The organism is Streptomyces sp. NBC_01235 (assembly GCF_035989285.1).
Classification (GTDB): domain Bacteria; phylum Actinomycetota; class Actinomycetes; order Streptomycetales; family Streptomycetaceae; genus Streptomyces.
Genome location: NZ_CP108513.1, coordinates 8,712,779 through 8,737,504, shown reverse-complemented (window position 1 = coordinate 8,737,504; position 24,726 = coordinate 8,712,779). Strand labels below are relative to the sequence as shown.

Sequence of the window (24,726 nt, the reverse complement as noted above, 5' to 3'; positions counted from 1 at the left end):
CTTGACCGCCATCGACCCCACCGCCCACCTGACCACGGAGCAGATCGAGGAGCTGGGCCGCGAGCTGGACGCGATCCGCGACGAGGTGATCGCCGGCCGCGGCGAGAAAGACGCCGCCTACATCCGTAAGGTCATCTCGGCGCAGCGCAAGCTCGAGCTGGTCAGCAGGGGCGTGCTGCTGTTCTCGATCTTCCCGCCCGCGTGGCTGCTCGGCACCGCCGGTCTGTCCGTGGCGAAGATCATGGACAACATGGAGATCGGCCACAACATCCTGCACGGCCAGTGGGACTGGATGCGGGACCCGAAGATTCACTCCACCACCTGGGAGTGGGATCACGTCTCGCCGTCCGAGCAGTGGAAGCACTCGCACAACGAGCTGCACCACACGTACACCAACGTGATCGGCAAGGACAACGACCTCGGCTACGGCATCATGCGCGTCGACGAGGACCAGAAGTGGCACCCGTTCCACCTCGGCCAGCCGCTGTGGAACTTCATCAACGCCTGCTTCTTCGAGTACGGCATCGCAGCGTACGACCTGGAGCTGGGCAAGAACCTGCACAAGCGCCGCCGCAAGAACCCGGAGTTCCGCGCGCGGGCCAAGGCCGTGGGCCGCAAGATCCGCAAGCAGGTGCTCAAGGACTACGTGATCCACCCGCTGCTGTCGGGCCCGTCGTTCCTCACCACGCTCGCCGCCACGTTCACCGCGAACCTGGTCCGCAACATCTGGACCCACTCGGTGATCATGTGCGGGCACTTCCCCGAAGGCGTGCAGGTCTTCGAGCGCCGGTCGATCAAGGGCGAGACGCGCGGCCAGTGGTACCTGCGCCAGATGCTGGGCTCGGCGAACATCAGCGGCAGCAAGGCCATGCACTTCATGACCGGCAACCTGTCGCACCAGATCGAGCACCACCTGTTCCCGGACCTGCCGAGCAACCGGTACGCCGAGGTCGCGGTGAAGGTGCGCGCGCTGTTCGAGAAGTACGAGCTGGAGTACGTCACCGGGCCGCTGCCCAAGCAGGTGTTCTCCGCGTGGCACAAGGTCTTCCGGCTCTCGCTGCCGAACAAGAAGCCCAAGGTCAAAACGCCGGACCGCGAGCAGGAGCTCGTCGCCGCCTGATTCCCGGTATTGGTTCAGATCTCTCGGCCGTACCGGCGGCACCGCCGGGTTCGGTGAGATCCGTTGCTGACGGTGGGCGACGGCGACGTCAGACCGTACGACACGGGATCCGGGGCAGCCAGTGTCCGGCTGCGCTGCCACCTGGACGTGCGCCAGGAGCTCAGCACACAGCCCCCGGCGAGGTGTTGTAGTGCGCTGACCTGCCATGGTCGGGCCGGTAGTCGGGTGCGTACGCGCACTCGGTTTGCCGACGGGCGGGCTGGGTGGAAGGCATGGGCTGTGACGCGGACACTGCCGGAACCGATGCTCGCCGCCCCTGTGTCCGACCCTGCGCTGCTGCCGGGGTGGGCGGGTGAGCCGAAGTCATGGATGGGTTTCGTCCTGTCCGTTGTCCACTGCGGGCATGGGTCAGGGCCCTCCGGTGTGAAGGACCCCGGACCAGTGGTGACGTCGGTTCTGGCACCGTGCTCCGACGCGGTCGCGAACGCGTCGTCCAAGCTCTCGATGCCGCCCTGCGCGGCGATGCGGAGGTCACCGTGTCCGGGATCGCCCCCGCCGCCCGCGTCGACCGCACCTTCCTCTATCGCCACCGTGACTTGCTCGAACGCGTCCACGCCGCGGCAACGACCCCTGTCATGCTGGGGAGAACGCGGCCGTGAGCGGTTGTGGCCAGGGTTTGCGGTTGACCGTTGACCACTTCCTCAGTTGGTTGCTGACCGCCCGGAAGGGACGGAGGTCAGGCGAGCGACGCCCGTCGCAGCCTCAAGTTCTTCTCTCAGCTGCCGGTTCCCCAAGGTGATCCGCTGGATGTGGCAGGCGGCAGTGTCGCCATCGTGACATAGGTCCGGACCAGGAGGACTTCGGTGGCCTGAAACGCCACGTCTTGCCTCGCCGCACTCGCTGGCGATGACTCTTTTTCAGGTCACGCGCTGTCGGCGGGCAGCGTCGGGTAGTCGGTGTAGCCGCGGTGGTCGCCGCCGTAAAAGGTGGCCGCGTCGGGGGTGTTGTAGGGGCCGTCGGCTGCGAGGCGGGCGGGCAGGTCCGGGTTGGCCAGGAACAGCGCGCCGTAGGCGATGATGTCCGCGGTGCCGTCCTCGATGTGGGCGAGAGCGCCGGGGCCGGTGGTCTCGGGGTGGGTGAAGGGGTTGAGGATGAACGCCGTCGGCCAGTCCTTGCGCAGCCGGGCGGTCAGGTCGCGGTCCGGGCTCTCGACCAGGTGCAGGTAGGCGAGGTCCAGCCGGGCGAGACCGGCGATCAGGGTGGCGTAGGTCTCCAGCACGTCCGCCGGGTCGGTCTCGGCGATGTCGTTGTAGGGGTTGCCGGGAGAGATACGGAAGCCGGTCCGGTGGCCGCCGATCGCCTCCGCGACGGCCGTGGCGACCTCGATACCGAAGCGGACCCGGTCAGCGGCGCCGCCTCCCCAGCTGTCGGTGCGCAGATTGGTGTTGGGGGCGAGGAACTGGTGGATCAGGTAGCCGTTCGCCCCGTGGATCTCCACGCCGTCGAAACCGGCGGCGATCGCGTTGCGCGCGGCGTCGGCGTAGTCGGCGATCGTCTGGGTGATGTCGTCCTGGTCCAGTTCCTTCGGAGTGACGTAGTCCTGGGGGCCCTGGTAGGTGAACACCTGGCCCGCCGCCGCGACGGAGGAGGGGGCGACGGGGATGAGTCCCTCGGGCAGCAGGCTGGGGTGGCTGATCCGGCCGGTGTGCATCAGCTGCGCGAAGATCGTGCCGCCCTGGGCATGGACGGCGTCGGTCACCTTCCGCCAGGCGTCGACCTGCTGGGCGGAGTGCAGGCCCGGAGTGTTGGTGTAGCCCTGGCCGCCCACCGACGGCTGTATGCCCTCGGTGATGATCAGGCCGGCGCTCGCACGCTGGGCGTAATAGGTCGCCATCAGCTCCGTCGCCGTGGCTGCGGGAGCGTCGGCGCGGCTGCGGGTCATCGGCGCCATCGCGACGCGGTTGGCCAGCGTCTTGCCGCCCAGGTCGATCGGGTCGAACGCGGTAGTCATGGCAGCTTCCTTCGAAGAATGGGTCGGGTGAAAGAGACAGGCGGCAGCATGGGCCCGGCGGGTGTCAGGGAACCGGGACCTCAGCAGTCCTCATTTCGGCTGGGCAGAGGCACTTTCTGCGTAGCCGATCACCAGTCGGGCAGCCTGCTTCGGGAGAGCGCGGGCCTAGTTGAGCGGCACGTCCGCGACGGCCTTGAGGTGGCTGAACGTCTCGAGGGAATACCGGCCGTGGTACCGGCCCATGCCGCTTTCGCCGACGCCGCCGAAAGGCAGGCCGGGCATGAGCAGTTGCATCACCGGCTGGCCCCAGGCGACGCCGCCGGAGGAAGTCTCGTTCACGAGGCGCGACTTGGTGGCCTCGGACGTGGTGAAGGCGTAGAGCGCGAGTGGCTTTTCGCGTTCGTTGATGAAGGCGATGGCGGCATCGAGGTCGGCGACTTCGACGACGGCGAGGATCGGACCGAAGATCTCCTCCTGCATGACCGGCGATGCGGGGTCGACATCGGTGAGCACGGTCGGTGCGATGAACAGGTCGTCGCGGTCGTGCCGGCCTCCCACCGCCGCCCGGCCGGAGTCCAGCAGAGCGGTGAGCCGGTCGAAGTGCCGCTCGTTGATGATCCGGCCGAAGTCGGCTGAGGTCTGCGGAGTGGAGCCGAACTGGGCGTCGACCGCCGCGCGGAGGGCGGGGACCAGTGCGGCGGCGGTGGCAGGATCGGCCAGAACGTAGTCGGGGGCTATGCACTGCTGCCCCGCGTTGCCGAACTTGGCACCGACCAGCCGCTTCGCGGTCTCGTCCACGTCGGCGTCGGGCGCCACGAAGACCGGCGACTTGCCTCCGAGTTCGAGCGTGACGGGGGTGAGGTTCTTGGCGGCTGCGGCCATGACGATCCGGCCGACGGTGCCATTGCCGGTGTAGAAGATATGGTCGAAACGCTGTGCCAGCAGGGCCGTGGTCTCCTCGGCGCCCCCCTCGACGACGGTGAGCACGTCGGCGTCGAAGTACTGTCGCAGGAGGCGTGAAGCCACTGCCGATGTGTGCACCGAGATCTCGCTCGGCTTGGCCACCACGGTGTTTCCGGCGGCCAGTGCGCCGATGATGGGGTCGATGAGAAGGTGCAGCGGGAAATTCCACGGAGCGATCACCAGGATGACCCCGAGCGGGTCGTACGTGGTGTAGGCCGTTGTCGTGGGACCGAAGTGGGCGGGAACCTCCACCGGGCGAGGCTGAAGCCAGTTTTCGAGGTTCGCCAGTGCCTCGTCGATGTCGGCGACGGTGAAGTCGATCTCCTGCATCTTGGCCTCGGCGGCGTTCTTCCTCAGATCCGCCCAGAGCGCTTCGATCAGCTCCTGCTCGTTCTCGACCAGCAGTGCCCGCAGCCGCTGCAGCTGGTTGACGCGCCAGTCCAGTCCGCGGGTGACGCCGGTGTTGAACGTCGCGCGAAGGCGGCCGACCACCTCCGCGGCCGTTTCGCTCCGGCGCGTCCTCGACTCATTGGCTGTTGTTGCGGTCATGGGGGTGTACTCCGTTCTTGATGCACGCCACGCCGTCAAAGGCGTGGGCCTGCCGTGGTACTGGTGATGTGGTAGGTGACGGATGACGGCTTGTGCTTCAACGACCCCTGGAATCCGCCTCGTCCGCCGGGGCCCTCACTCGCTCGACCGGTCTCAGATGGTGGCCGTGTCGATCACGAACCGGTAGCGCACATCGCTGGCGGTGACCCGCTCGTATGCCTCGTTGATCTCGGATGCGGTGATCAGCTCGATCTCCGCGCCGATGCCGTGCTCGGCGCAGAAGTCCAACATCTCCTGCGTCTCGGGAATGCCGCCGATCATCGACCCGGCGAGGATCTTGTTGCCACCGATGAGGGAGAACGGATGGAAGGCGACGGGCTCCTCCGGGACGCCCACGTTCACCAGGGCGCCGCCCGTCCGGAGCAGACTGAGGTACGCGCCGAAGTCCAGTGGCGCCGACACCGTGGAGACGATCAGGTCGAAGGAGCCCGCGAGCTCCTCGAACGTCTTCGGGTCACTGGTCGCGTAATAGTGGTCGGCGCCCAGCTTCAGGCCGTCGTCCTTCTTGCGCAGCGACTGGGAGAGGACCGTGACCTCCGCGCCGAGCGCGTGCGCGATCTTGACGCCCACGTGGCCGAGACCGCCCAGACCGACCACAGCGACCTTCTTGCCGGGGCCCGCGCCCCACTGCTTGAGCGGCGCGTACGTGGTGATGCCCGCGCACAGCAGCGGCGCGGCGACGTCCAGGGACAGCCCGTCGGGGATACGGACGACGAAGTTCTCGTCGACGACGACGTGCGTGGCGTAGCCGCCGTAGGTGGGCTCTCCGTCACGACCGATGCCGTTGTACGTCTGGACAGCCCCCCGTACACAGTGCTGTTCCTGGCCGGCCTTGCAGTTGTCGCACTCGCGGCAGGAGTCGACCAGGCAGCCGACGCCCACGCGGTCGCCGACCTTGTACTTGGTCACCCCGGGGCCGACCTCGGAGACGACACCCGCGATCTCGTGGCCCGGGACCATCGGGAAGATCGCCTCGCCCCAGCCCTCGCGGGCCTGGTGGATGTCCGAGTGGCAGATACCCGCGAACTTGATGTCGATCAGCACATCGAACTCGCGAACCGCGCGGCGCTCGATGGTGGTGCGCTCCAAGGGAGCCTTGGCGGCGGGGACAGCGTACGCAGCAACAGTGGTCATGCCGATGGTTCTCCTGGCTGAGGTTCCCTGCCCGGCTGCCTTCCGGCCGGGCACAGTGGCCAGCGTCCCGGACGGGCCGGCATCCACCCAGGCCACGGCTCTGTGTACGTCCGCTCTGCCTACCACTGGCTGGGTCAGGCTGGTGCGCGTCCGACCGTGGATACTCGAGGCATGGACGAATACCCCGAACCGGTGCACGCGCCCGCCGCCGGCGCGCTGGACCCGCGTGCCGAGCTCAGCGAGTTCCTGCGCACCCGGCGGGCCCGGCTGAAGCCGGAGGACGTGGGGCTGCGGGGCTTCGGCCGGCACCGGCGGGTGCCGGGGCTGCGCCGCGAGGAGCTGGCGCAGCTGGCCGGGGTGTCCGTGGCGTACTACACGCGGCTGGAACAGGGCAACGGGCGGAACGTGTCGGCGGAGGTCCTCGACGCCATCGCCCGCGCGCTCAGGCTGAGCGACGCCGAGCACGCCCACCTCACGCACCTGGCGAAGCCGAAGCAGCAGAAGAAGAAGCCGGCCGTCCGCGCCCAGCAGGTGCGGGGCCCCCTGCGGACGCTGCTGGACACCATGGACGGCGTCCCGGCGATCCTCGTGGGGCGGCGCTCGGACATCCTCGCCTGGAACCGGATGGCCGCGGCGGTCTTCGGCGACTGGGCCGAGCTGCCCACGCAGGAGCAGAACTGGGCACGGCTGGTGTTCCTGAGGCCCGAGTACCGCGACCTGTTCGTGGACTGGGAGCACAAAGCGAACGACGTCGTCTCTCAGCTGCGCATGGACGCCGGCTCCCATCCGGAGGACCCCCGGCTGTCCGCTCTGGTGGGCGAACTCTCCGTGAAGAGCGAGGAGTTCCGGCGGCTGTGGGCCACCCACGACGTCAAGGAGAAGTGCCACGGCATCCAGCGCCTGCACCACCCGCTCGTCGGCGAACTCGACCTCCGCCTCGAGTCGTTCCACCAGGCCGACGACCACGAACAGATGCTGGTGACGTACCACGCCGAGCCCAACTCCCCGTCCGCGGAGGCACTACGACTGCTGGCCAGCTGGGGCACCGGCGCGACAAGGGCGGGAGCCGGGATGCCGCCGGCACGCACGGCTTGATGAACTTCCCTTGATCATCGGTAGTTGGCTGCGCGCCACGCCCAGCGTCCTTTCGCACGCCAGACGCCTCCGGGGGCGGTGTCGGATTCAGGACGGCGCGGGTGGCGCGAGCGTGCTGCGGTTGGGCAGGGGAATGACGGCGGCGCCACTGCGCAGGGCGTCGTTTTCGATGGCCAGCTGGCGGATGGCCTCCTCGTACAGGGCGAGGGTGCGGCGCAGGTCGCTGTTCTCCTTCCGTAGCCGGCTCAGGTTGGCTTCCGTACGTACATCGGATCCGGAGGGTTCCGTCGCAACCGCAGGCCGGGCTGGGGCCGGGATGCGGGGCCGGAAGTGCGCGTCGACGAAGCCGCGCGCTGACGGATGGGATTGGCCCGGACAAGGTCCTGCTCGATCGCCCACAGGTAGAACTGGTTGACAGTGGACACCTCCCGGTCCCAACTCGTGTCTTCCAAGCGAGGTCCACGCTCATCCCTCGGCGGTCCGCTGACCACACCCGGTGACGCGGTCGTCTCCCTGTCCTTCAGCCCGGACGGCACCACCGTGTACGCGGCCGGCGCGCATGTCCCGGTGCAGCGCCACGTCATCGATCCGGGGCGGGCGGTCACCGAGGTCTGCACCGCGCGGGAGGCGCTGAACTGACGCGGGCCGAGTGGCGGACTCACGTCGGCGATGTGCCATACCAGAGGGTTTGTGTCCGGTAGTGCGGCGTCTCGATCTCGGCTTCAGCCACATCCCTGCAGACGTCGGGCGACGAACGGACTCGGCCACCGCTCCTGTTCCGCGTCAGGCAGCGGTGGCCGCTTCACCTCATCGGGGCGTCTAACAATCCAACGGAAGCGCTCACCCGGTTTCGGCAGCGGACGAGGGCGCGAGCTGCCCCTCGGCCGGGGCCTCCGTGCCGGCCACGGTCATCCGGAGCAGGGGCAGCGAGGCGATGAACGTGCCGAGCGCCAGGACGATGCCGAGCACCTCCGCCCCGGCGGCATCGAGGACGGCACCGACGAGCAGCGGGCCGATGCCGGTGCCCAGCGCACCCGCGCCGCTGAGGGAGGCGACCAGCCGTCCGGTCGGGTCGATGACCGCTGCGGCGGCGAGCATCTGCACCATGACGGCCAGCTGGCAGGCCTGCCAGAGGACGGCGGCGATGATGAACAGCACGGGGTCGTGGGTGAAGATCAGGACTGCCATCGCCAGGGCCTGGGCCGTGACGAAGGCGGCCATCGACCGCATGCGCCCGAAGCGTCGCGCGGCCATGGGACCCACCACGGCGCCGACGAGCGCCACGACGCTGGAGATCGCCAGGACGGCCGACACGGCCGAGTGCGACATGCCGGTGTGCTGGCGGCCCAGGACCGAGGCGTACGACCATGCGCCCTGGGTGACGGCCCACAGAAGCGCGGTCCCGAGGAGCAGAACCACCGATGGCCTCGCCGCGGCCGTTGTTCCTCCCGTACCGGCGGATCCGGCGTCCGGTGTCGCGGGGCCGGCGGGGCCTTCTGGGAGTCGGCGTACCAGCGGCCAGGCGACGAGACAGCACAGCGCCATGAGCAGGAAGCCGGTGCCCGCCCCCAGGTCGTGGTTGGCGGCGGGGACGCCCATGATCAGCAGTGCTGTCACGCCGACCACGCCGGAGATGGTGACCGCGGAGGCCTTGTCGGCGTCGTCGGTGGCGGCGAGCGCGGCCGTGGCCGCCGCGTAGACCGCGCCCAGCCCCGCGCCGACGACCAGATTGGCCAGGACCAGAGTCACCGGGTCGGTGGCCGCCGTCGCCGCCAGGAAGCCGGCTCCTGAGAGAGCCAGACCCAGGCGTGTCATCCTCACACGCCCTGGCCGCGCGGCCCGTTTGGCCAGCAGCAGCGTCACGACCGCCGTGGCCATCAGCTGGGTCGCGGCGACGAGTCCGGCGCTGGAGTCCGACAGTCCGAAGCGCGAGGCGAAGTCGTCGACGAAGACGGGCATCACGTTCGCCCCGCCGCTGCCGAGGGTGACCCCGGCGATCAGCGCCATCGCCACGGCGAAGGTCAGGGCGGAGCCGCTGCGCGCGTTCACCGGCAGTCCCCCTGCGAGGAGTTGGGGACACCCACCGGTCCTCGGCGGAGCGCCGAGCGTGCAACAAGCATAAGGACCTCACGAGTCAGGGGGGACGGGCCGCTTTCGGGACCCGGGCCGCTTTTCGGGACCCGGGCCACGGACGCGTTGGGCGTCCGTGGCGGGTTGATCGGGGATTCGGTGCGGTGGACTGCTGCCGCCGCGCGTGGGGGCGGTCAGCCGGCCCAGACGTCCTCCACGTAGTGACCGGACTCGGTCAGGGCGGCCAGCCAGGCGGTGGCCTCTTCGTCGCCCGCGCCGGTGCGGTCTCGGTAGATCGCTATGAACGCCTCCCGCACTGCCGGGGCCATCCGGCGGCCGTCCCCGCAGATGTAGACCCGGCCGCCGGCCCCCAGCACGGCCCAGACCTCGTCGCTCTCCTTCGCGATGCGGTCCTGGACGAAGCGGGCGCCGTCTTCGGGGGCGCAGCTGTAGGTGGGCCGCATGCTGACGGCTCCGGCGGCCTCGGCCGCCTCGAACTCCTCGCGGTGGAGGTAGTCGACGTCGGGGTGGTCGCAGCCGAAGTAGCACAGCAGCGTTCCAGTGGACCGGGTGTGGTGGCGGTCGAGGACGGCGCCCCGGAACGGTGCCAGACCCGTGCCCGCGCTGACCAGGATCACCGGCACGGAGTCGTCCTGGGGCAGGCGGAATGTCTCGCTGCAGGGCAGCACCCGGGCCTGGACGGTGTCGCCGGCCGTCACGGTCTGGAGGTAGTGCGAGGCGATGCCGTGGAAGGTGCCCTCGCCGGCGCGGAGGGGCGCGGCGAGCAGCGACACCATCAGGTCCACCTCACCGGGCGTCGCCCCGGCGGACGAGGAGATCGAGTAGTGGCGTGGGCGCAGCACCGGCAGCAGTTCCAGGAAGCGTTCGAAGGGCAACTCGCAGGCGCGGTGGCGCTCCAGCAGGTCGAGGAGGCTGCGTCCGGCGGCGGTCACCTGCTCGCGGAAGACCTCCGGGTCCGCCGCGGCGAGTTCCGCCAGGGGGCGCTTCTCGGGCGGGCAGGCGGTGTGCTCGGCGAGTATGGCGACCTGCTCCTGGGTGGCGCTGTCCTGCAGTTCGACGAAGTCGGTGAGCAGGCGGCGCAGGGTCAGCGGGCGGTCGACGGGCAGGGTGTTGCGGCTGCGGCGGCGGGCCCGCAGCCGCACCGTGCGGTCCAGATCAAGGGCGAAGCGGTCGGCCACCCGCCGCACCAGGCCCTCCGGGTTGCTCGGGAGCACGGCCAGGTGATCGCTGGTGCGGTAGGTGACCCCCTCGGGCAGCCGCAGCCGCAGGAAGCGCTTGGAGCGGCCCAGCTCGTGGTCCATGTCGACCAGTTCGTACGTGTCCAGCACCTCCATCGGCTGGACGCCGTGCCGTGCCGCGAGCCGGCCGATGACGGAGTCGGTGGCGTCCTGGAGTTCGTAGAGGCCCTGGTCGTCCTCCGGTTCGGCGGCCGCCACGGCCCCCGCCGCCGAGTCGCCGTACCGCTCCAGCAGGGCGGTCCACAGGTCGCCCGTCCAACGGTCGACCGCACCGGCGAAGTCCCCGGAGGCATCGGCTGCGCCGCGCTCCAGCAGTGACGTGGCACCGGCCTCCGCCAGGCGCTCGTCGATGAGGGTGGGGACGCGCTGATAGGTGGCTGCCCAGTTGCGGTCGCCGACGCCGAGCACGGCGTACTGGACGCCGTTGAGTGAACCGGGCTCCAGGCCCTCCAGCCATGTGACGAACTCGGCGGCGTCGTCGGTGGGCCTGCCGTTGTAGGACGCGGCCACGATCACCACTGGTCCGTCACCGGCGGTCAGTTTGCCCACGGTGTCGTTGAGCGGAGCGACGGACGGGGCGAATCCGTGCTCGTCGCCGTCCACCGCCAGATCGCGTGCGATGCCCGCACAGGTGCCCAGGTTGGAGCCGTGCAGCAGGGTCAGCGCGGTGCCGGTGGCGCGTCGGGCTGCCGGCCCTTCCTGGCCGGCGGCGGCGCGGCTCGCGGCGACGGCGGGCAGACGGCGTTCGCCGCTGGTGCGCCGGGCGAGTTCGAGGGTGAGCTCGTCGGGCTTGATGGTGAGCGACTGCTTGATCTTCAGCTGGTAGTCGGCGTGGTCGATCAGCCGGTAGCGGTGTACCAGCAGGCCGAGCAGCAGGGTGGCCTCGTGCAGGGCGAACTGCCTGCCGATGCAGGCGCGTTCACCGCTGCCGAACGGCTTGAACAGGTGGACCGGGCGCGTCGCCTCCTGCTCGGGCGTGAAGCGGTCGGGGTCGAACAGCTCGACGTTCTCTCCCCAGGCGGGGTCGCGGTGCAGGGCCGGGGTGAGCACCATCAGCGTCTCGCCCTTGCGCACGGCGTACTTGCCGCCGATGACGGTGTCCTCGACGGGCTCCAGGGCGAAGGCGGGGGCGGTCGGCCACAGCCGCAGGCTCTCGCTGAGCACCTGGCGGATGTAGGTGAGTTTGCCGATGTCGCCGTAGTCGGGGTCCGGGGTGTCCGTGTCACCCCACAGGGCGTCCACCTCGGCCTGGGCCCGCGCGAGCACCTCGGGGTGCTTGGTCAGGTAGTACAGGGCGAACGAGAGGGCCCCGCTGGTGGTCTCGTGGCCGGCGATGAGGAAGGTGATCACCTGGTGGCGGATGTTCACGTCGTCCAGCGGCTCGCCCGTCGCCGGGTCGGGGGTGTGCAGCATCCGGCCCAGCAGATCGTCCGCGCTCGGGTCGCCGGACGCCCTGCGCTGCCGGATCACCTCGTCGACCAGGTCCGTCATCAGCTCGGCGTCCTTGCGGAACTGGTTGGCCTGCTTCCACTTGAACAGCTCCGTGCCCGGGATCGACTCGCCCTTGTCCTGGGTGAAGTGCAGTGCCCGCGACATGGCGTCGACGAACGGGTGCGGCTCGTCCTTGCGGAACGACTCGAAGTCGTAGTCGAACCCGCACAGCCCGATCGTGTCGAAGGTCAGCCGGGTCATGTCCTCGGGGACGTCCACGGCATGCTCCCCGGCGGCCCGGTCCCACTTGGCGATCAGGGAGCGGGCCACACGGAGCATCGTCGCGTGGTAGCCGCGCATCGCCCCGAGTGAGAACGCCGGCATCAGGATGTCGTGCGCCTTCTGCCAGTTCGCCTCGTGGTTGAAGGCGGTGAACAGTCCGTCCCCGGCGATCTGGCGGATCTCGACCAGGTCAGGGTGCACGTTCTTGCGAAACCGGGTCTCGTCCGACAGTTCCTTCACCAGATCCAGGCCGCCGATGATGACGGTCTCGGTCCCGAAGACACGGACCCGGAACACCGGCCCCAGCTCCTTGACCTCCTTCATCAGGTGGACGAGGCCGTCGGCCCCGCTCGGGATGTCGAGGACGTGGCCGATCAGGGGCAGCGCAGGACGCTCGGGGATCGCCTGGGCCGTTTCAACGGACGCGTGAGTCATGAGCGTGCCTTTCGTTCCGCACCAGCAAGTCGCTTGGGGATCAATGTACGCACGACATTGTCGGCTGACAATGTCGATTGATTGTGTTGCATGACACGGTCATCCGACAGAACCAGAAGGAGGCGCAGGACGTCAGGCGGGCCGACGACTTGACGTACGACTTCGTCCATTGACAAGGTTTGCCGACATGGTCGACTGACCAAATCGTTTGTGCGCAGTCACATCCGCACATTCACCATCGGACGAATCGAGGTTCCCGCCATGAGCACCATGCTCGCCGGACGGCTTCACCTGGACACACGTACGTTCGCAGTCGAAGAGGTTCCCCTGCCGGTCCCGGGTCCGGGAGAGGTCCTGGTCGAGGTGCGGGCCGCCGGGGTGTGCCTGTCGGACGTCCACCTGATCGACGGCAGTATCAGCCCCTTCTTCCCGGTCGACGCGGTCGCGAACAGCCGGGCGGTCACCCTCGGCCACGAGGTCGCGGGCGTCGTCCACACCCTCGGCCCGGACGTGCAGGGCATGTGGGTACCCGGTCAGCGGGTGGTGCTCCAGGCGGGGCAGGCGTGCGGGGAGTGCGGAGGCTGTCTGCGCCGCATGTCATGCCGGCAGCCGCTGACGCGCGGCGTGGACTACGACGGGGGCTGGGCCCAGTACGCCGTCGCCCGCGAGGACACCCTGCTCCCGGTCCCGGACGGCCTGCCCTTCGACCAGGCCGCGATCATCCCCGACGCGGTCTCCACCCCGTACGCCGCCATCGTGGGGACGGGCGCGGTCCGGCCCGCGCAGGCGGTCGGCATCTGGGGTGCGGGCGGTCTGGGTGCACACGGCATCCGGCTCGCCCGCATGATCGGCGCGGCTCCGATCATCGCCGTCGACCCGCTGTCCACCGCGCGCGAACGCGCCCTCGCCTTCGGGGCGGACGTCGCGCTGGACCCGACCTCGGCGGACTTCGCCGAGGCGGTGGACCAGGCCACGGGCGGACGGGGCATTCAGGTCGCGTTCGACTTCGCGGGCGTCCCCGCGGCCCGCGCACAGGCCACCACCGCACTCGGTCCCGAGGGGGTCCTGGTCCTGGCAGGGCTCACGCCGGAGCCGATCACCATCGGCGACAGCATGGGCTTCTGCTTCCAGGGCAACCAGATCCGCGGCCACTACGGCTCCGGGCCCGAGCACGTGGAAGAGCTCATCGGCCTGGCCTCCGCCGGACGGATCGACCTGGCCCCGTCCATCACCGCCCACGTACCCCTGGCCGACGCGGCGGACGCCGTCGCCCGCTTGGAGAAGAAGATCGGCGACCCGATCCGGCTCGTACTCACGCCCTGACTCCGCGGCCCCGCCCGATCCAGGAGGAGCCCCTCCGGCAGCACGTTGCCGGAGGGGCTCCTCCTGCGAAGTGCGCTCGGGCCTCCGTGGCCGCGGTCAGCGGCGCATGGAGCGACACGAAGTCGCTGGTCCCTACGAGTTCATCCCATCATGAAGTGCCCGGACCCCCGCGGGGATCCACACAGCCACCTGGTGATCATCCCGTCGGCCGAGGCGCCCACGCGATAGCTGCGCTCTCCCAGCGGAGGCACATGGGTCGCCGATCCCGTCGCAGCGCCCACTTGCGGGTGCCCGCGCCGTAGGCACCCGTGGCCGGTTCAGTCGCCCAGGACCCGTCGCAGGCAGGGGTTTGCGAAGCGCCGGTCCGGGTCGAGACGGTCACGCAATGCGGTGAACTCGCCGAAGCGCGGGTAGGTCTCGGCGAAGTGGTCGGCGTTGCGGGTATGAAGCTTGCCCCAGTGCGGGCGCCCGTCGTACGCGGTGAAGATGCGTTCCGCCGCCGTGAAGTACTGGTGACAGGGCGTGCCCCGGTACACGTGGACGGCGATATGGGCACTGTCTCGTGCTGACGCCGTGGAGAGCGTGATGTCGTCCGCGGGCGCTGTGCGGACTTCGACGGGGAAGGTGATGCGCAGATCTGAGCGGTCGACCATGGTCTTGAGCTCGCGCAGGGCGTCGAGGAGGGCTTCGCGCGGGACGGCGTACTCCAGTTCGATCATCCGGACGCGGCGCGGGCTCGTGAAGACCTTGTAGGGGATGTCCGTGTACGTCCGTGCCGAGAGAGCGCGGCTGGAAAGCCTTGCGATCGTCGGGATGGTCGCGGGCACGGCTCGGCCCAGTGAATTGAGTGCCTGGAACATGCCGTTGGAGAGGAACTCGTCGTCGAACCAGCCACTGATCCGGCCCCTCGGGGCGAGGGGGCCCGCGCTGCGATTGTTGCGCAGGGTGAGGCAGTTCTCGGTGTGCGGGAACCAGTAGAACTCGAAGTGCTCGTTCTGCGAAGCAGGAACTCGCGGCGGCTTTCCGGCTCTTCGCGCGCTTCGGTTCCTCCGAGGGGGTCGCCGGGCACATCACGGCCCGCGATCCGGAGAACCCTTCGGCTTTCTGGGTCAACCCGTTCGGGATGTCGTTCAGCCAGATACGGGTCTTTGACCTGATCCTGGTCGACCACGACGGCACGCTCCTCGAAGGCAGGCGCCCGGTCAACAACGCCGCGTTCTGCATCCACTCCGAAGTGCACCGTGCGCGGCCCGACGTGGTCGCGGCCGCCCACACCCACTCCGTGCACGGCAAGGCGTTCTCCAGCCTCGGTATCCCCTTGGCCCCGATCACGCAGGACGCCTGTGCCTTCTACGAGGACCACGGCATCTACTCGGACTACCGCGGCGTGGTGAACGACACCGAGGAGGGTCGCAAGATCGGCGTGGCCCTGGGTGACCGCAAGGCGGTTGTCCTGCAGAACCACGGACTGCTCACGGTCGGAGCGTCCGTGGCCGAGGCAGCCTGGTATTTCATCACGATGGAACGCTCGTGCCAGGCCCAGCTGCCGGCCATGACCGCGGGCGAACCGAAACTCATCGATGCCGAAACGGCACGGATGGTCCGCGCCCAGATCTCCGGAGAACTGCCGGGCTGGTTCCAGTTCCGGCCCCTCTGGGACCAGATCACCGCGGAGCAGCCGGATCTGTTCGACTGACCCGACCGGCGACGCGCAGATGGGAAGGGACAGGCGCCGGCCTGCCCCTTCCATGCGAGGTGGCTGCGCGCCCGACCCTCTACTCCGCCTTCTCGGTGAGGGCCTCGAGGTGCTGGGCGGCAAGGCGGAGCACATCGCGACTGCTCTCGCTGTCGCGGTCGACAAGCCAGCACAGGGTGACCCCGTCAAGGACGGAGTTCATGTAGCGGGCCAGGACGGACAGCGGGACGGTCCACTGGATACCGGCGCTCTCGGCCGCTTCCGCGAGCAGTTCCTGATGTACTTCCAGATAGTGGGCGTACTGCCGTTGAGCCAGTTCTTCGAACCCGGCCTGGCGCAACGCGTAGTGGGTGAGTTCGTACCCCACTTGATGCTCGCCCGGACTGGCCTCCACGCCCTGCCAGAACGCGTTCAGGCTGTTGGCGATACGCGAGCCGAGATCGCCTTCCGACGCGAACACCTGCCGCGCCGTGGCCACACTGCTGTCCGTGAGGCGAGTGATGACCTCTTGCAGGAGTTCCTCGCGCGACTTGAAGCAGTAGTGGAAGACTCCCAACGGCATGTCCGCTTCATTGACGATCGCGCGTGTCGTGGCCTTCGCGACTCCGTCGCGGACCATCACGCGGATCGCCGCGGCGATCAAGTGCTCTCGTCGATCCTTCGCTGCCATGCGAGACATCCGGGCGCCGCTCCTCCACGCTTGCTGGGCGACCTCATCCTAACTCAGCGTCTTGGACGATTGACCAACTGGAGGGTGGTCTGATGAACCCCGAAGGAGGGCTCCCCCGGATCGCGCACCCACGGGACCTCGCCTGGGAGGAGGCGTAGGCCAGGGGCGCGTGGTCGTCCTGGGCGTCGCTGAACCGGGTGGTGGCGAGGCCGATGCTGCCGAAGGCGGCCGAGGCGACGCCGGTCGTGTACGCCTCCCGGGCCATGTGGGCGGCGCGGTCCCCTCGTGCGCCAGGGGCGGCGCCATGCCGACATCTGCCGAGCAATGAGCGGGTCCGGACGTGGACCACGGGTGGGCCGGAGCCTTGCGTGATCCCGCGATCGGGGCTGCCCTGCGCGCCATCCATACCGATCCCGTCCACACGTGGACCGTGGAGAAGCCGGCGGTCGAGGGTGGGCTGTCCCGTGCTGTCTTCGCCCGTCGGTTCACCGAGATGGTCGGTTCGCCGCCGCTCGCCCATCTGAATCCGGTGGCGCATGACCTGCGCGGGGCGCCTCCCGCGCGAGGACAACTCCCCGCTGCACGCGATCGCCCAACTCGTCGGTTACCCCTCGGAGTTCGCCTTCGCCAGAGCCTTCGAGCGCGAGTACGGCGTGGCGCCGGGGCAGGCCGCACGAGCTGGCCCCCCTGAGGTTCAGGGGCCCCGGAACCAGACTCCACCGCCGGTCGTCGTCGAGCTCGGTCAGAACGCCGGGACGGCCACGAGACTCAGCTGACCGCGTGCCAGCGCCACAACGGAGGCGATGAAGGCTTGCAGGCAGGTTGCCTCAGCCTCTTCGTCGGGGTGGGTCAGGCGCTGCATGACGAGCCCGTCGAAACCGGAGAGGAAGAATCGCGCGACTGTTTCTGCGGGCTCGGCCAAGGGTTGACCCGCGCGCTCGGCCGCCTGCGTCACGAGCCTCGCCGTCACTTCGACCACGCCACGATAGTGGCTCTCAAGGGCTTCGTTGAGCGCGGGCGTGCGGAGTGCGAACATGCTCAGCTCCGAGAGGAGGAGGTGGTGGCCCGGCTTCTCGCGCACCGTGCTCCAGAGGGCTGAGGCCAATGTGCCGACCGTCTCCTCGAATCCGGCATCCTCCGGAACGGCCTGCTCGACCTGCGCCAGCAGCTCCGCCGTGAGCTGTTCCATGACGGCGCGGTAGAGCCCCTCCTTCGTGCCGAACGTGTAGTGCACGGTGGCTTGAGCGACGCCCAGTTCGGTGGCGATGGCACGGGTGCTTCCGGCCGAGACTCCTTCTCTCGTCATGAGGTCGATGGCTGCTTTGATCAGTTGAGGGCGGCGCTCGGCCGCTGGGACATGAGCCATGGGCCCATATTACCGACTTAGTCTCACGAGCAAGTCGATTGAACAAGAAGCCATTGAGAGTGGGCCGCAGCCCACACGCACGAGCCTGGCGAGGACGGGGATCGGCCTGCTTTCGCGCCTTCTCAGGCGGCGGGCATTTTCTGCGGCTGTCGCCCTCGGGGCTGCGTCGCGCCGGCGACGGTCAGGCTGAGAGAAGCGACCAGGCGTCCAGTCGGGTCGATGACCGCCGCGGCGGCGAGCATCTTGTGTTCTACCCGGAGGGGTGGCCCAGCGCCCTGGCCAGGCTCGACGTGGCTCCCACGACGTCGGGCAGAGCATGAATGCACACAGTCACTCGTACGACGCGTGGTGGGCCGGCCCGTTGGCGCGTCCCCGGGCTTGAGCGCAGTTCACGGACCGCCTTGCGGCCGTGGTGTCCGCGCGGGAGCGGGCCGTTTGGCCCGCGGGCCTGACGCCGCGATCCAATTCAACTCCGCGTACGGTTCGAGTCAGGAGGGTGCGGAGTCCTCGGTCGGCCGGCTGATCGGCGTCGATCTCGCGCGCTCGTCGCCGACGGCCCCGGCCTCCGTCAGCGCCTGACGGAGGCCGGCCAGGGCCGATACGCGGCTCAGCGACATCGCTCTCCCGTCCTCCTCACCGGCGTCTGTGACCGTCGCCGCGTCACTTCAGCAGTGTGCCGACCAAGGCGACGGCCACTCCCAAGAGCGCGTCGGCACAGTCGATCCTGACAGGGCGCGGGCGATGGCGATGCGCTGCCGCTCGCCGCCGGACAACTTCGAGCCGCGGTGTCCGACCGGGGTCTCCAGGCCGTGGGGCAGGCGGCCGACGAGGGTGTCGAGCCTCGTCCGGGCCAGGACGTCGCGGATGTCGTCGTCCGTCGCGCGGGGCGCCGCGAAGACCAGGTTCTCGCGCAGCGTGCCGGCCAGCACAGGAGCGTCCTGCTCCACGTACCCGATGGCGGACCGCAGCTCACGTGCCAGTTCGGCGTGCTGGTACTGCCGGGCGCCTGCAACGACGCCGAAGGGCTGGTGCGCGAGGTGCCAGGCGAGGGTGCGGCGGAACTGCCGGGCACTCGACCGCCAGGGCATGGGTTCCTCCTCCCCTTCCTCACCCTCCGGTTCATCGTGAGCCGGCGTGTCGCCAGCGCATACCGGCCCGTGCGGACCACCGTCCGGTCCGTAGCCGCAGGCCTGAAGCTGCCCTGCGCAGTGCAGCGGGCCACGATTGCATCGCGTTCCACGGCCAGGAACTGGTGAAACTGGCGCACCTTGCGCGGCGGCAGGAACACCCGGCGGCCTTTGCGTCGCTTGGCCACCGCCCCTGCCACCCTGAACTCCCCCGGCCCGCCCGGCGGGGGCACCTCAGGCACCAGCAGGCAGGCCCCCTCGCCCAGCCGCATCCCGCTGTGAACAAGACCATCGGCGAACAGAGCGTTGCGCTCACCGTGCCGCCCCCGCCACGCCGGATCAGCGCCGCCTTGCGGCAACTCCCCACGGAGTCCTACGTTCCGCCACAACAGGTAGTCCTCGAAGGACACGAACCGCAACGGCTCGTCCTGCGGATCTGACTCCATGTCGGCGTTCACGTGAACCCGGCGGGGGCCGGCCGGCGTCATCACCGTCTTGTCGACGTACCGGAACGGAGCCCGCTTCAGCAGCCCTGCGTCCAGTGACCACGCCACCCACTTGTCCAGCGCCGCCACCGACCGGTTCCACGTCCCCACCGACACAGCACCCGGCCCGCCACACCACAACCGCACTCGCTTATAAGCCCGCAGGTCATCGCTGTCGCACGCCCAAATCGACTTGCCATACCGCGACGTCTCCAGAAACCGGACGAAAAGCATCACGTCCCGGGCGTACCCCAGAACGCTGTTCTCGGCTCGCACACCCCAATTCGGCAACTCACGCAGAAAACGGTTCAGCTGCAGTTCATACGACCCGTCGCCTCCCAAAATGAACGGCTGGCCCTCGCGGACACCGACACGGTCCAGCACAGCCACCGGGCCGGCGGTACCCGGGCAGCTCTCCGAATGGGCTCGGCTCGTCGTGCACAGATCGGCGATCATGATGCCGCCCCCGTCCCGCTTCGATCACCTCGTTGACGTGGAATTCGTCCACCATCACGAAGCCGAGGCACGCGCGCCATCTCCCCGCTCAGGAACCACTCACGCCGGTGATTTGCCGACAGATGAGGGGCTGCTGATGAGACACATGTGGTAGCTCACATAATCACACCTCTGCCGGCGTGCGGGCCACCACAAGGGCCTTGGCCGTGGTGGTCCGCCACGCCGTGCACATCGGCTCCATCGTCGGCACCCGCCAGGACCTGGACGAGGTCTTCCAGTTGCACGCCGCCGGACGCGCCGAGGCCATCCACGAGACCCGTCCGTGCCACCGTCGACGAGTCCATCGCCGAGGTCCTCAACGGGCAGATCAAGGCACGCATCGTCGTCGAGATGCGACCGCCCGAACCGGTCTGCCGCACGCCGCCCGGTGTACGGCGGACCGGCCGACGAAGGGTGCCGGGTGCCTTCCCAGGCCAGGGTGTGGCCGCGTCCCAGAACCGGGCACAGACCCCACCCGCGTACGGTGAGCCCCGGCCGGATCGCTCCGGAGCGCTCCGGAGCGATCCGGCCGGGGCTCCGAACTGTTCCACCTCGCTCACGCCGTGTGGGGCTGCGCGGTCAGAACGCCCGCAGGCCATGCTCCCGGAACTGCTCGCGCACCCGCTCCGTCAGGTCCGGATCCGGCGCGGGTGTGTCGCGCAGCGGGAAGGGGATCCCCAGCGCCTCGTACTTGTGGGCGCCGAGCTTGTGGAACGGCAGAACGTCCACCCGGTCGACGTTGGCCAGCTCCGCGAGGAACGCGCCGAGCCCGTCGACGGCCGCAGGGTCGTCGGTCCAGCCGGGCACGAGGACATAGCGGATCCACACCGGGACGCCGAGCCGGTCGAGGCGGGTGGCGAAGTTGAGGGTCGGGGAGAGGTCTCCGCCGGTCAGCTTCCGGTAGGTGCGCACGTCGAAGGACTTGATGTCCAGCAGGACCAGGTCGGTGTCGGCGAGCAGTTCGTCGGTCGCGCGGGCGCCGAGGAAGCCTGAGGTGTCGAGGGCGGTGTGCAGGCCGAGTTCCTTGCAGCGGCGGAAGATCGCGGCCGTGAAGGCGGGCTGCAGCAGCGCCTCGCCGCCGGTGAGCGTCACTCCCCCGCCGGCGGTGGTGATGAAGGGCCGGTACCTCTCGATCTCGGCCATCACCTCGTCGACGGTGGTCTGCTTCCCGTCGCGCATGTGCCAGGTGTCGGGGTTGGCGCAGTACAGGCAGCGCAGGGGGCAGCCGCTGAGGAACAGCACGAACCGGGTCCCGGGACCGTCCACTCCCGTGGACAGGTCCCAGGAGTGGATCCGGCCCGTCAGCGGCTCGGCCATGGTGCTCACAGCGATCCGTGGAAGGTGCGGCTGATCACGTCGAGCTGCTGCTCGCGGGTCAGCCGGACGAAGTTGACGGCGTACCCGGAGACCCGGATGGTCAGGTCGGGGTACTTCTCCGGGTGCTCCATCGCGTCCTCGAGGGTGGCGCGGTCGAGGACGTTGACGTTCATGTGGAACCCGCCGGCGCCCATGTAGGCGTCGAGGATGCCGACCAGGTGGCCCGCGCGCTCCTGGGGGACGTGTCCCAGTCCCTCCGGGGTGATGGTCGTGGTCAGCGAGATGCCGTCGCGGGCCTGCTCGTACGGCAGCTTGGCCACCGAGAGCGCGGAGGCTGCCACGCCGTGCCGGTCACGGCCGTTCATCGGGTTGGCGCCGGGGGCGAACGGCTGTCCGGCCCGGCGGCCGTCGGGGGTGTTGCCGGTGTGCTTGCCGTAGACGACGTTCGAGGTGATGGTCAGCACCGACTGGGTGTGCTCGGCGTCCCGGTAGGTCGGGTGCTTGCGCACCTTGGCCATGAAGGACCGGACCAGGTCGGCGGCGAGGGCGTCCGCGCGCTCGTCGTTGTTGCCGTACGCCGGGTAGTCCCCCTCGATCTCGTAGTCGACGGCGAGCCCGGTCGCGTCCCGGATGACCTTCACGCGCGCGTGTTTGACGGCGGACAGGCTGTCGACGGCGACCGACAGCCCTGCGATGCCGCAGGCCATGAAGCGGTGCACGGGGTGGTCGTGCAGGGCCATCTCGATGCGCTCGTAGGCGTACTTGTCGTGCATGTAGTGGATGACGTTGAGCGCGTTGACGTAGGTGGCCGCCAGCCAGTCGAGCATGTGGTCGTAGGCCGCCGACAGCTGCTCGTAGTCCAGGTACTCGCGGGTGATCGCGGGCGTCTCGGGGGCGATCTGCTCGCCGGTCATCTCGTCCCGGCCGCCGTTGACCGCGTACAGCAGCGCCTTGGCCAGGTTGACGCGGGCGCCGAAGAACTGCATCTCCTTGCCCACCGCCATGGCGGAGACGCAGCAGGCGATCGCGGTGTCGTCGCCGTTGCGGGGGCGCAACAGGTCGTCGGACTCGTACTGGACGGCGCTGGTGTCGATGGACACCTGCGCGCAGAACTCCTTGAAGCCGGCGGGCAGTCGGGGCGACCACAGGACGGTGAGGTTGGGCTCGGGGGCGGGGCCGAGGTTGTAGAGGGTCTGCAGGAAGCGGAAGGAGGTGCGGGTGACCAGCGGGCGGCCGTCGTCGCCGATGCCGCCGATGGACTCGGTGACCCAGGTGGGGTCGCCGGAGAACAGGGCGTCGTACTCGGGGGTGCGCAGGAACCGGACGATCCGCAGCTTGATCACGAAGTCGTCGACGAGCTCCTGGGCACGGGACTCGTCGAGGACTCCCTCGTCCAGGTCGCGCTGGAGGTAGACGTCGAGGAAGGTGGAGGTGCGGCCCAGCGACATCGCGGCGCCGTTCTGTTCCTTCACCGCCGCGAGGAAGCCGAGGTAGAGCCACTGCACGGCCTCGTGCGCGGTGACCGCGGGACGGGAGACGTCGCAACCGTAGGTCGCCGCCATGCGGGTCAGTTCACCCAGGGCCTTGATCTGCTCGGCGAGTTCCTCGCGGTCGCGGATGACGTGCTCGCTCGACGGCTCGGCGTCCAGCCGGGCCTTCTCGGCGCGCTTGGCCCCGATCAGCCGGTCGGTGCCGTACAGCGCCACGCGCCGGTAGTCGCCGATGATCCGGCCGCGGCCGTAGGCGTCGGGCAGTCCGGTGATGATGCCGGCCTTGCGGGCGGCGCGCATCTCGGGGGTGTACGCGTCGAAGACACCGTCGTTGTGGGTCTTGCGGTAGGTCCCGAAGACGCGCGTGACGAACGGGTCGGCCCGGTAGCCGTACGCCTTCAGCCCGTTCTCCACCATCCGCAGTCCGCCATTGGGCATGATCGCCCGCCGGAGCGGGGCGTCGGTCTGCAGGCCGACGATCAGCTCACGGTCGCGGTCGATGAAGCCCGGCCGATGTGAGGTGATGGTGGACGGGTTGCCCGGGTCGACGTCGAGGACGCCCCGGCGCCGCTCCTCGGGGAACAGCGCGGCGACCTTGCCCCAGACAGTGAGCGTGCGCTCGGTCGGCCCGGTGAGGAACGTGGAATCGCCCTCGTACGGCGTGTAGTTGGCCTGGATGAAGTCGCGCACGTCGACCTGATCCCGCCAGTGCGCACCGGCGAAGCCTCGCCATGCCTCGGTCGTCGCCCGCGGTCCAGCTGTCACCGTTGCCGTCATCGCCGGTCTCTCCCTCACTCAGCACACAGAACTTCTGCACCGTCGATGCTCGTCGCTCGCGATGCCTGCAAGGAGGGCCTGTCGGCGCATCTGGGGTGCGCCATCCGTCCCTTCTCCGCCAGGCCGATCGGGCCCGGTCAGGCCCGGTCAGGCCCGGTCAGGCCCGGTCAGGCCGAGCCTCGCCGCACCGAGCCGACGGGGACACGGGTGTCCGGGGCACCCCGCCGACGAGCGGGGGGTGCCCCGACGTCCGGCATCGCCTACGCCCGGCAGGGGGCAAGGCATGGGCGGCCGCGGGCTCGCCCGCGTCGCTCTCCAGGCGCCCGGTCTCCACCGGCAGACCGGAACGGAGCTCGCGGACGCGTGAGGCTGCCGACGCCAGAACCGGCCCCGCCTGCCTCGTCGCGGTCGGTCACGGCGTGCAGGATGCGCAACGCGGCGCCGCGGCGCACCGCTTCCGCGGCGGCACCGTCCAAGGTCCGTACGGCGACCGGTGAAGGTCCACTCCGGCGACCACATGACGGTCAGTCATCATCCTGTTCCCGCCTGTTCCGTGCGCAGGGTGTTCATCCCCGGGGGCGCCGACGGATGGCGGACTCGCCGCGGCCGGCCGAGCGTCGATCCACGGCAGCTCGTTGAAGGATGCTCATCGTCTGCGGACGCTGCGGGCAGAGGCCGAGGGAACCCGGCGCCACGCCGTACGGCCCATCCCGTCGGGCCGTACGGCCCCGGACCCAGCCGGACGGGATGGACCGGGAAGGAGAATCGGGACGTTCAGGCGGTGCGGCCCACCCCGTACAGGGTGCGTCCGCCAACGAGCTCCCGCCCAGTGACCAGTTCGGACTCGACGCGGACGAAGATCTCCTGCGGTGCGGGCACCCAGGAGACCGGGCCGGTGCGGGCCAGGCGTTCGTGCTCGGCGGGGTCGGTCACCACCGTGGCCGTGCCCGTGACGACGACGCTCCAGCCGGAGTGCCGGGCCGCGTCGACATCATCGGTCTCAAAGGCGACCACCGCGCCGTCGATCGCACGGACCAGTTCCGAGGTTGCGGAGGTGCGCAGCAGGACCGCGCCGTCGCGGTCCAGGCTGAAGTTCACCGGCAGCACGGCGGGCAGGGCCTGGCGCGTGTAGACGATGCGGCCGACGGGCACCTTGGCCATCAGCCGCAGGCACTCCTGCCGCTCGAGTTCGCGGAAACCGTCATTGGGGTACATCGGCCAGCCCGTCCTTCGCCTGGTACAGCGGTACTACGTCCTTCTACTCTGCGCGCGGACGGGGCCGCAGCTGAGGGGCCATGAGTCCCGGCCGTGCCGGAGAAGGACCCGTGTCACATCCCTGTCCAAGGGGCGCGAGGACGCCCCGTCCGGGGTGTGCGGTTACCAGCGGGCGGGGTCGGCCGCATCGCATCGCCGGACCGGCACGACATATCCGGCAAACCGGGCGATAGGGCCGATCGGCCCTACCCGCGCCTCACCCCTCCCGGTCGCCCCCGTGACTCCCGGCCGAGTCCTGCCGGTCCGCTGGCCGCCGGCTTCTGGCCTGCGGCCGCTGGCCCGTGGCCCGTGGCCCG

General features: G+C 69.6%; 16 protein-coding genes and 6 pseudogenes. 8 read left to right on the top strand and 14 right to left on the bottom strand.

Annotated features, from left to right (window positions below; translation table 11 throughout):
- The first annotated feature begins 1 nt into the window (after window position 1).
- Entirely contained in the window at window positions 2-1,120 is a 1,119-nt protein-coding gene (locus OG289_RS39365) for a fatty acid desaturase family protein (protein WP_327318778.1), read from the top strand.
- A gap of 922 nt (window positions 1,121-2,042) precedes the next feature.
- Here the strand turns inward: OG289_RS39365 and OG289_RS39360 are convergent.
- From OG289_RS39360 to OG289_RS39350, 3 genes are all read right to left on the bottom strand, one after another.
- Complete coding sequence (locus OG289_RS39360) at window positions 2,043-3,131, bottom strand: alkene reductase (RefSeq protein ID WP_327318777.1); 1,089 nt, start codon at window positions 3,129-3,131, stop codon at window positions 2,043-2,045.
- Between the two features lie 165 nt (window positions 3,132-3,296).
- Window positions 3,297-4,643 carry an aldehyde dehydrogenase family protein gene (locus OG289_RS39355; protein WP_327318776.1) on the bottom strand — a complete coding sequence of 449 codons (1,347 nt, stop codon included), beginning with the start codon at window positions 4,641-4,643 and terminating at the stop codon, window positions 3,297-3,299.
- Window positions 4,644-4,796: 153 nt separating this feature from the next.
- Complete coding sequence (locus OG289_RS39350) at window positions 4,797-5,837, bottom strand: NAD(P)-dependent alcohol dehydrogenase (protein WP_327318775.1); 1,041 nt, start codon at window positions 5,835-5,837, stop codon at window positions 4,797-4,799.
- Between the two features lie 171 nt (window positions 5,838-6,008).
- On the opposite strand from OG289_RS39350, the gene OG289_RS39345 reads away from it, so the two are divergent.
- Both OG289_RS39345 and OG289_RS39340 read left to right on the top strand, forming a co-directional pair.
- A complete protein-coding gene (locus OG289_RS39345) occupies window positions 6,009-6,932 on the top strand; it encodes a helix-turn-helix domain-containing protein (protein ID WP_327318774.1) in 924 nt (307 codons plus the stop codon).
- A 441-nt stretch (window positions 6,933-7,373) separates the two neighbouring features.
- Window positions 7,374-7,571 carry a hypothetical protein gene (locus OG289_RS39340; RefSeq protein ID WP_327318773.1) on the top strand — a complete coding sequence of 66 codons (198 nt, stop codon included), beginning with the start codon at window positions 7,374-7,376 and terminating at the stop codon, window positions 7,569-7,571.
- A gap of 201 nt (window positions 7,572-7,772) precedes the next feature.
- Here OG289_RS39340 and OG289_RS39335 read toward each other — a convergent pair whose 3' ends face one another.
- On the bottom strand, window positions 7,773-8,981 hold the full coding sequence (locus OG289_RS39335) for an MFS transporter (protein WP_327318772.1): 1,209 nt from the start codon (window positions 8,979-8,981) through the stop codon (window positions 7,773-7,775).
- A 215-nt stretch (window positions 8,982-9,196) separates the two neighbouring features.
- A complete protein-coding gene (locus OG289_RS39330) occupies window positions 9,197-12,409 on the bottom strand; it encodes a bifunctional cytochrome P450/NADPH--P450 reductase (RefSeq protein ID WP_327318771.1) in 3,213 nt (1,070 codons plus the stop codon).
- Window positions 12,410-12,670: 261 nt separating this feature from the next.
- Between OG289_RS39330 and OG289_RS39325 the strand changes: the two genes are divergently transcribed.
- Complete coding sequence (locus OG289_RS39325; RefSeq protein ID WP_327318770.1) at window positions 12,671-13,732, top strand: zinc-binding dehydrogenase; 1,062 nt, start codon at window positions 12,671-12,673, stop codon at window positions 13,730-13,732.
- A 317-nt stretch (window positions 13,733-14,049) separates the two neighbouring features.
- On the opposite strand, the pseudogene OG289_RS39320 reads toward OG289_RS39325, so the two are convergent.
- Window positions 14,050-14,733, bottom strand: a pseudogene (locus OG289_RS39320) (D-arabinono-1,4-lactone oxidase); the annotation flags it as partial.
- Between OG289_RS39320 and OG289_RS39315 the strand changes: the two are divergent.
- Window positions 14,724-15,428, top strand: a pseudogene (locus tag OG289_RS39315) (class II aldolase/adducin family protein); the annotation flags it as partial. The pseudogenes OG289_RS39320 and OG289_RS39315 sit on opposite strands and share 10 nt — an antisense overlap.
- A gap of 79 nt (window positions 15,429-15,507) precedes the next feature.
- On the opposite strand, the gene OG289_RS39310 reads toward OG289_RS39315, so the two are convergent.
- Entirely contained in the window at window positions 15,508-16,098 is a 591-nt protein-coding gene (locus OG289_RS39310) for a TetR/AcrR family transcriptional regulator (protein WP_327318769.1), read from the bottom strand.
- A 349-nt stretch (window positions 16,099-16,447) separates the two neighbouring features.
- Here OG289_RS39310 and OG289_RS49845 point away from each other — a divergent pair.
- Window positions 16,448-16,874, top strand: a pseudogene (locus OG289_RS49845) (helix-turn-helix transcriptional regulator); the annotation flags it as partial.
- On the opposite strand, the gene OG289_RS39300 reads toward OG289_RS49845, so the two are convergent.
- The 3 genes and pseudogenes from OG289_RS39300 to OG289_RS39290 all read right to left on the bottom strand — a co-directional run.
- Window positions 16,841-17,464, bottom strand: coding sequence for a TetR/AcrR family transcriptional regulator (locus OG289_RS39300; RefSeq protein ID WP_067029393.1), 624 nt, complete (start codon window positions 17,462-17,464; stop codon window positions 16,841-16,843). The pseudogene OG289_RS49845 and the gene OG289_RS39300 overlap by 34 nt on opposite strands.
- A 488-nt stretch (window positions 17,465-17,952) precedes the next feature.
- Complete coding sequence (locus OG289_RS39295; RefSeq protein WP_327318767.1) at window positions 17,953-18,081, bottom strand: hypothetical protein; 129 nt, start codon at window positions 18,079-18,081, stop codon at window positions 17,953-17,955.
- A 111-nt stretch (window positions 18,082-18,192) separates the two neighbouring features.
- Window positions 18,193-18,435: pseudogene (locus tag OG289_RS39290) on the bottom strand (ATP-binding cassette domain-containing protein); the annotation flags it as partial.
- 434 nt (window positions 18,436-18,869) lie between these two features.
- Here OG289_RS39290 and OG289_RS39285 point away from each other — a divergent pair.
- Window positions 18,870-19,031 carry a hypothetical protein gene (locus OG289_RS39285; RefSeq protein ID WP_327318766.1) on the top strand — a complete coding sequence of 54 codons (162 nt, stop codon included), beginning with the start codon at window positions 18,870-18,872 and terminating at the stop codon, window positions 19,029-19,031.
- Between the two features lie 111 nt (window positions 19,032-19,142).
- Here the strand turns inward: OG289_RS39285 and OG289_RS39280 are convergent.
- Window positions 19,143-19,532, bottom strand: a pseudogene (locus OG289_RS39280) (site-specific integrase); the annotation flags it as partial.
- Between the two features lie 230 nt (window positions 19,533-19,762).
- Between OG289_RS39280 and OG289_RS49840 the strand changes: the two are divergent.
- Window positions 19,763-19,925 (top strand): annotated as a pseudogene (locus tag OG289_RS49840) (zinc-binding dehydrogenase); the annotation flags it as partial.
- A 225-nt stretch (window positions 19,926-20,150) separates the two neighbouring features.
- Here the strand turns inward: OG289_RS49840 and pflA are convergent.
- From pflA to OG289_RS39260, 3 genes are all read right to left on the bottom strand, one after another.
- Complete coding sequence (gene pflA / locus OG289_RS39275) at window positions 20,151-20,888, bottom strand: pyruvate formate-lyase-activating protein (protein WP_442819119.1); 738 nt, start codon at window positions 20,886-20,888, stop codon at window positions 20,151-20,153.
- Window positions 20,889-20,893: 5 nt separating this feature from the next.
- Entirely contained in the window at window positions 20,894-23,155 is a 2,262-nt protein-coding gene (gene pflB, locus OG289_RS39270) for a formate C-acetyltransferase (protein WP_327318764.1), read from the bottom strand.
- A gap of 774 nt (window positions 23,156-23,929) precedes the next feature.
- Window positions 23,930-24,370: a pyridoxamine 5'-phosphate oxidase family protein gene (locus tag OG289_RS39260; RefSeq protein WP_327318763.1), complete on the bottom strand. Its 441-nt coding sequence runs from the start codon at window positions 24,368-24,370 to the stop codon at window positions 23,930-23,932.
- Between the last annotated feature and the right edge of the window lie 356 nt (window positions 24,371-24,726).

What these genes read in the sequence shown, in the direction of transcription:
- pflB (WP_327318764.1), bottom strand. Translation starts at nt 23,155, where the DNA reads ATGACGGCAACGGTGACAGCTGGACCGCGGGCGACGACCGAGGCATGG.
- OG289_RS39345 (WP_327318774.1), top strand. Translation starts at nt 6,009, where the DNA reads ATGGACGAATACCCCGAACCGGTGCACGCGCCCGCCGCCGGCGCGCTG.
- pflA (WP_442819119.1), bottom strand. Translation starts at nt 20,888, where the DNA reads ATGGCCGAGCCGCTGACGGGCCGGATCCACTCCTGGGACCTGTCCACG.
- OG289_RS39300 (WP_067029393.1), bottom strand. Translation starts at nt 17,464, where the DNA reads ATGGCTCATGTCCCAGCGGCCGAGCGCCGCCCTCAACTGATCAAAGCA.
- OG289_RS39260 (WP_327318763.1), bottom strand. Translation starts at nt 24,370, where the DNA reads ATGTACCCCAATGACGGTTTCCGCGAACTCGAGCGGCAGGAGTGCCTG.
- OG289_RS39330 (WP_327318771.1), bottom strand. Translation starts at nt 12,409, where the DNA reads ATGACTCACGCGTCCGTTGAAACGGCCCAGGCGATCCCCGAGCGTCCT.
- OG289_RS39360 (WP_327318777.1), bottom strand. Translation starts at nt 3,131, where the DNA reads ATGACTACCGCGTTCGACCCGATCGACCTGGGCGGCAAGACGCTGGCC.
- OG289_RS39325 (WP_327318770.1), top strand. Translation starts at nt 12,671, where the DNA reads ATGAGCACCATGCTCGCCGGACGGCTTCACCTGGACACACGTACGTTC.
- OG289_RS39355 (WP_327318776.1), bottom strand. Translation starts at nt 4,643, where the DNA reads ATGACCGCAACAACAGCCAATGAGTCGAGGACGCGCCGGAGCGAAACG.
- OG289_RS39350 (WP_327318775.1), bottom strand. Translation starts at nt 5,837, where the DNA reads ATGACCACTGTTGCTGCGTACGCTGTCCCCGCCGCCAAGGCTCCCTTG.
- OG289_RS39295 (WP_327318767.1), bottom strand. Translation starts at nt 18,081, where the DNA reads ATGTCGCTGAGCCGCGTATCGGCCCTGGCCGGCCTCCGTCAGGCGCTG.
- OG289_RS39310 (WP_327318769.1), bottom strand. Translation starts at nt 16,098, where the DNA reads ATGGCAGCGAAGGATCGACGAGAGCACTTGATCGCCGCGGCGATCCGC.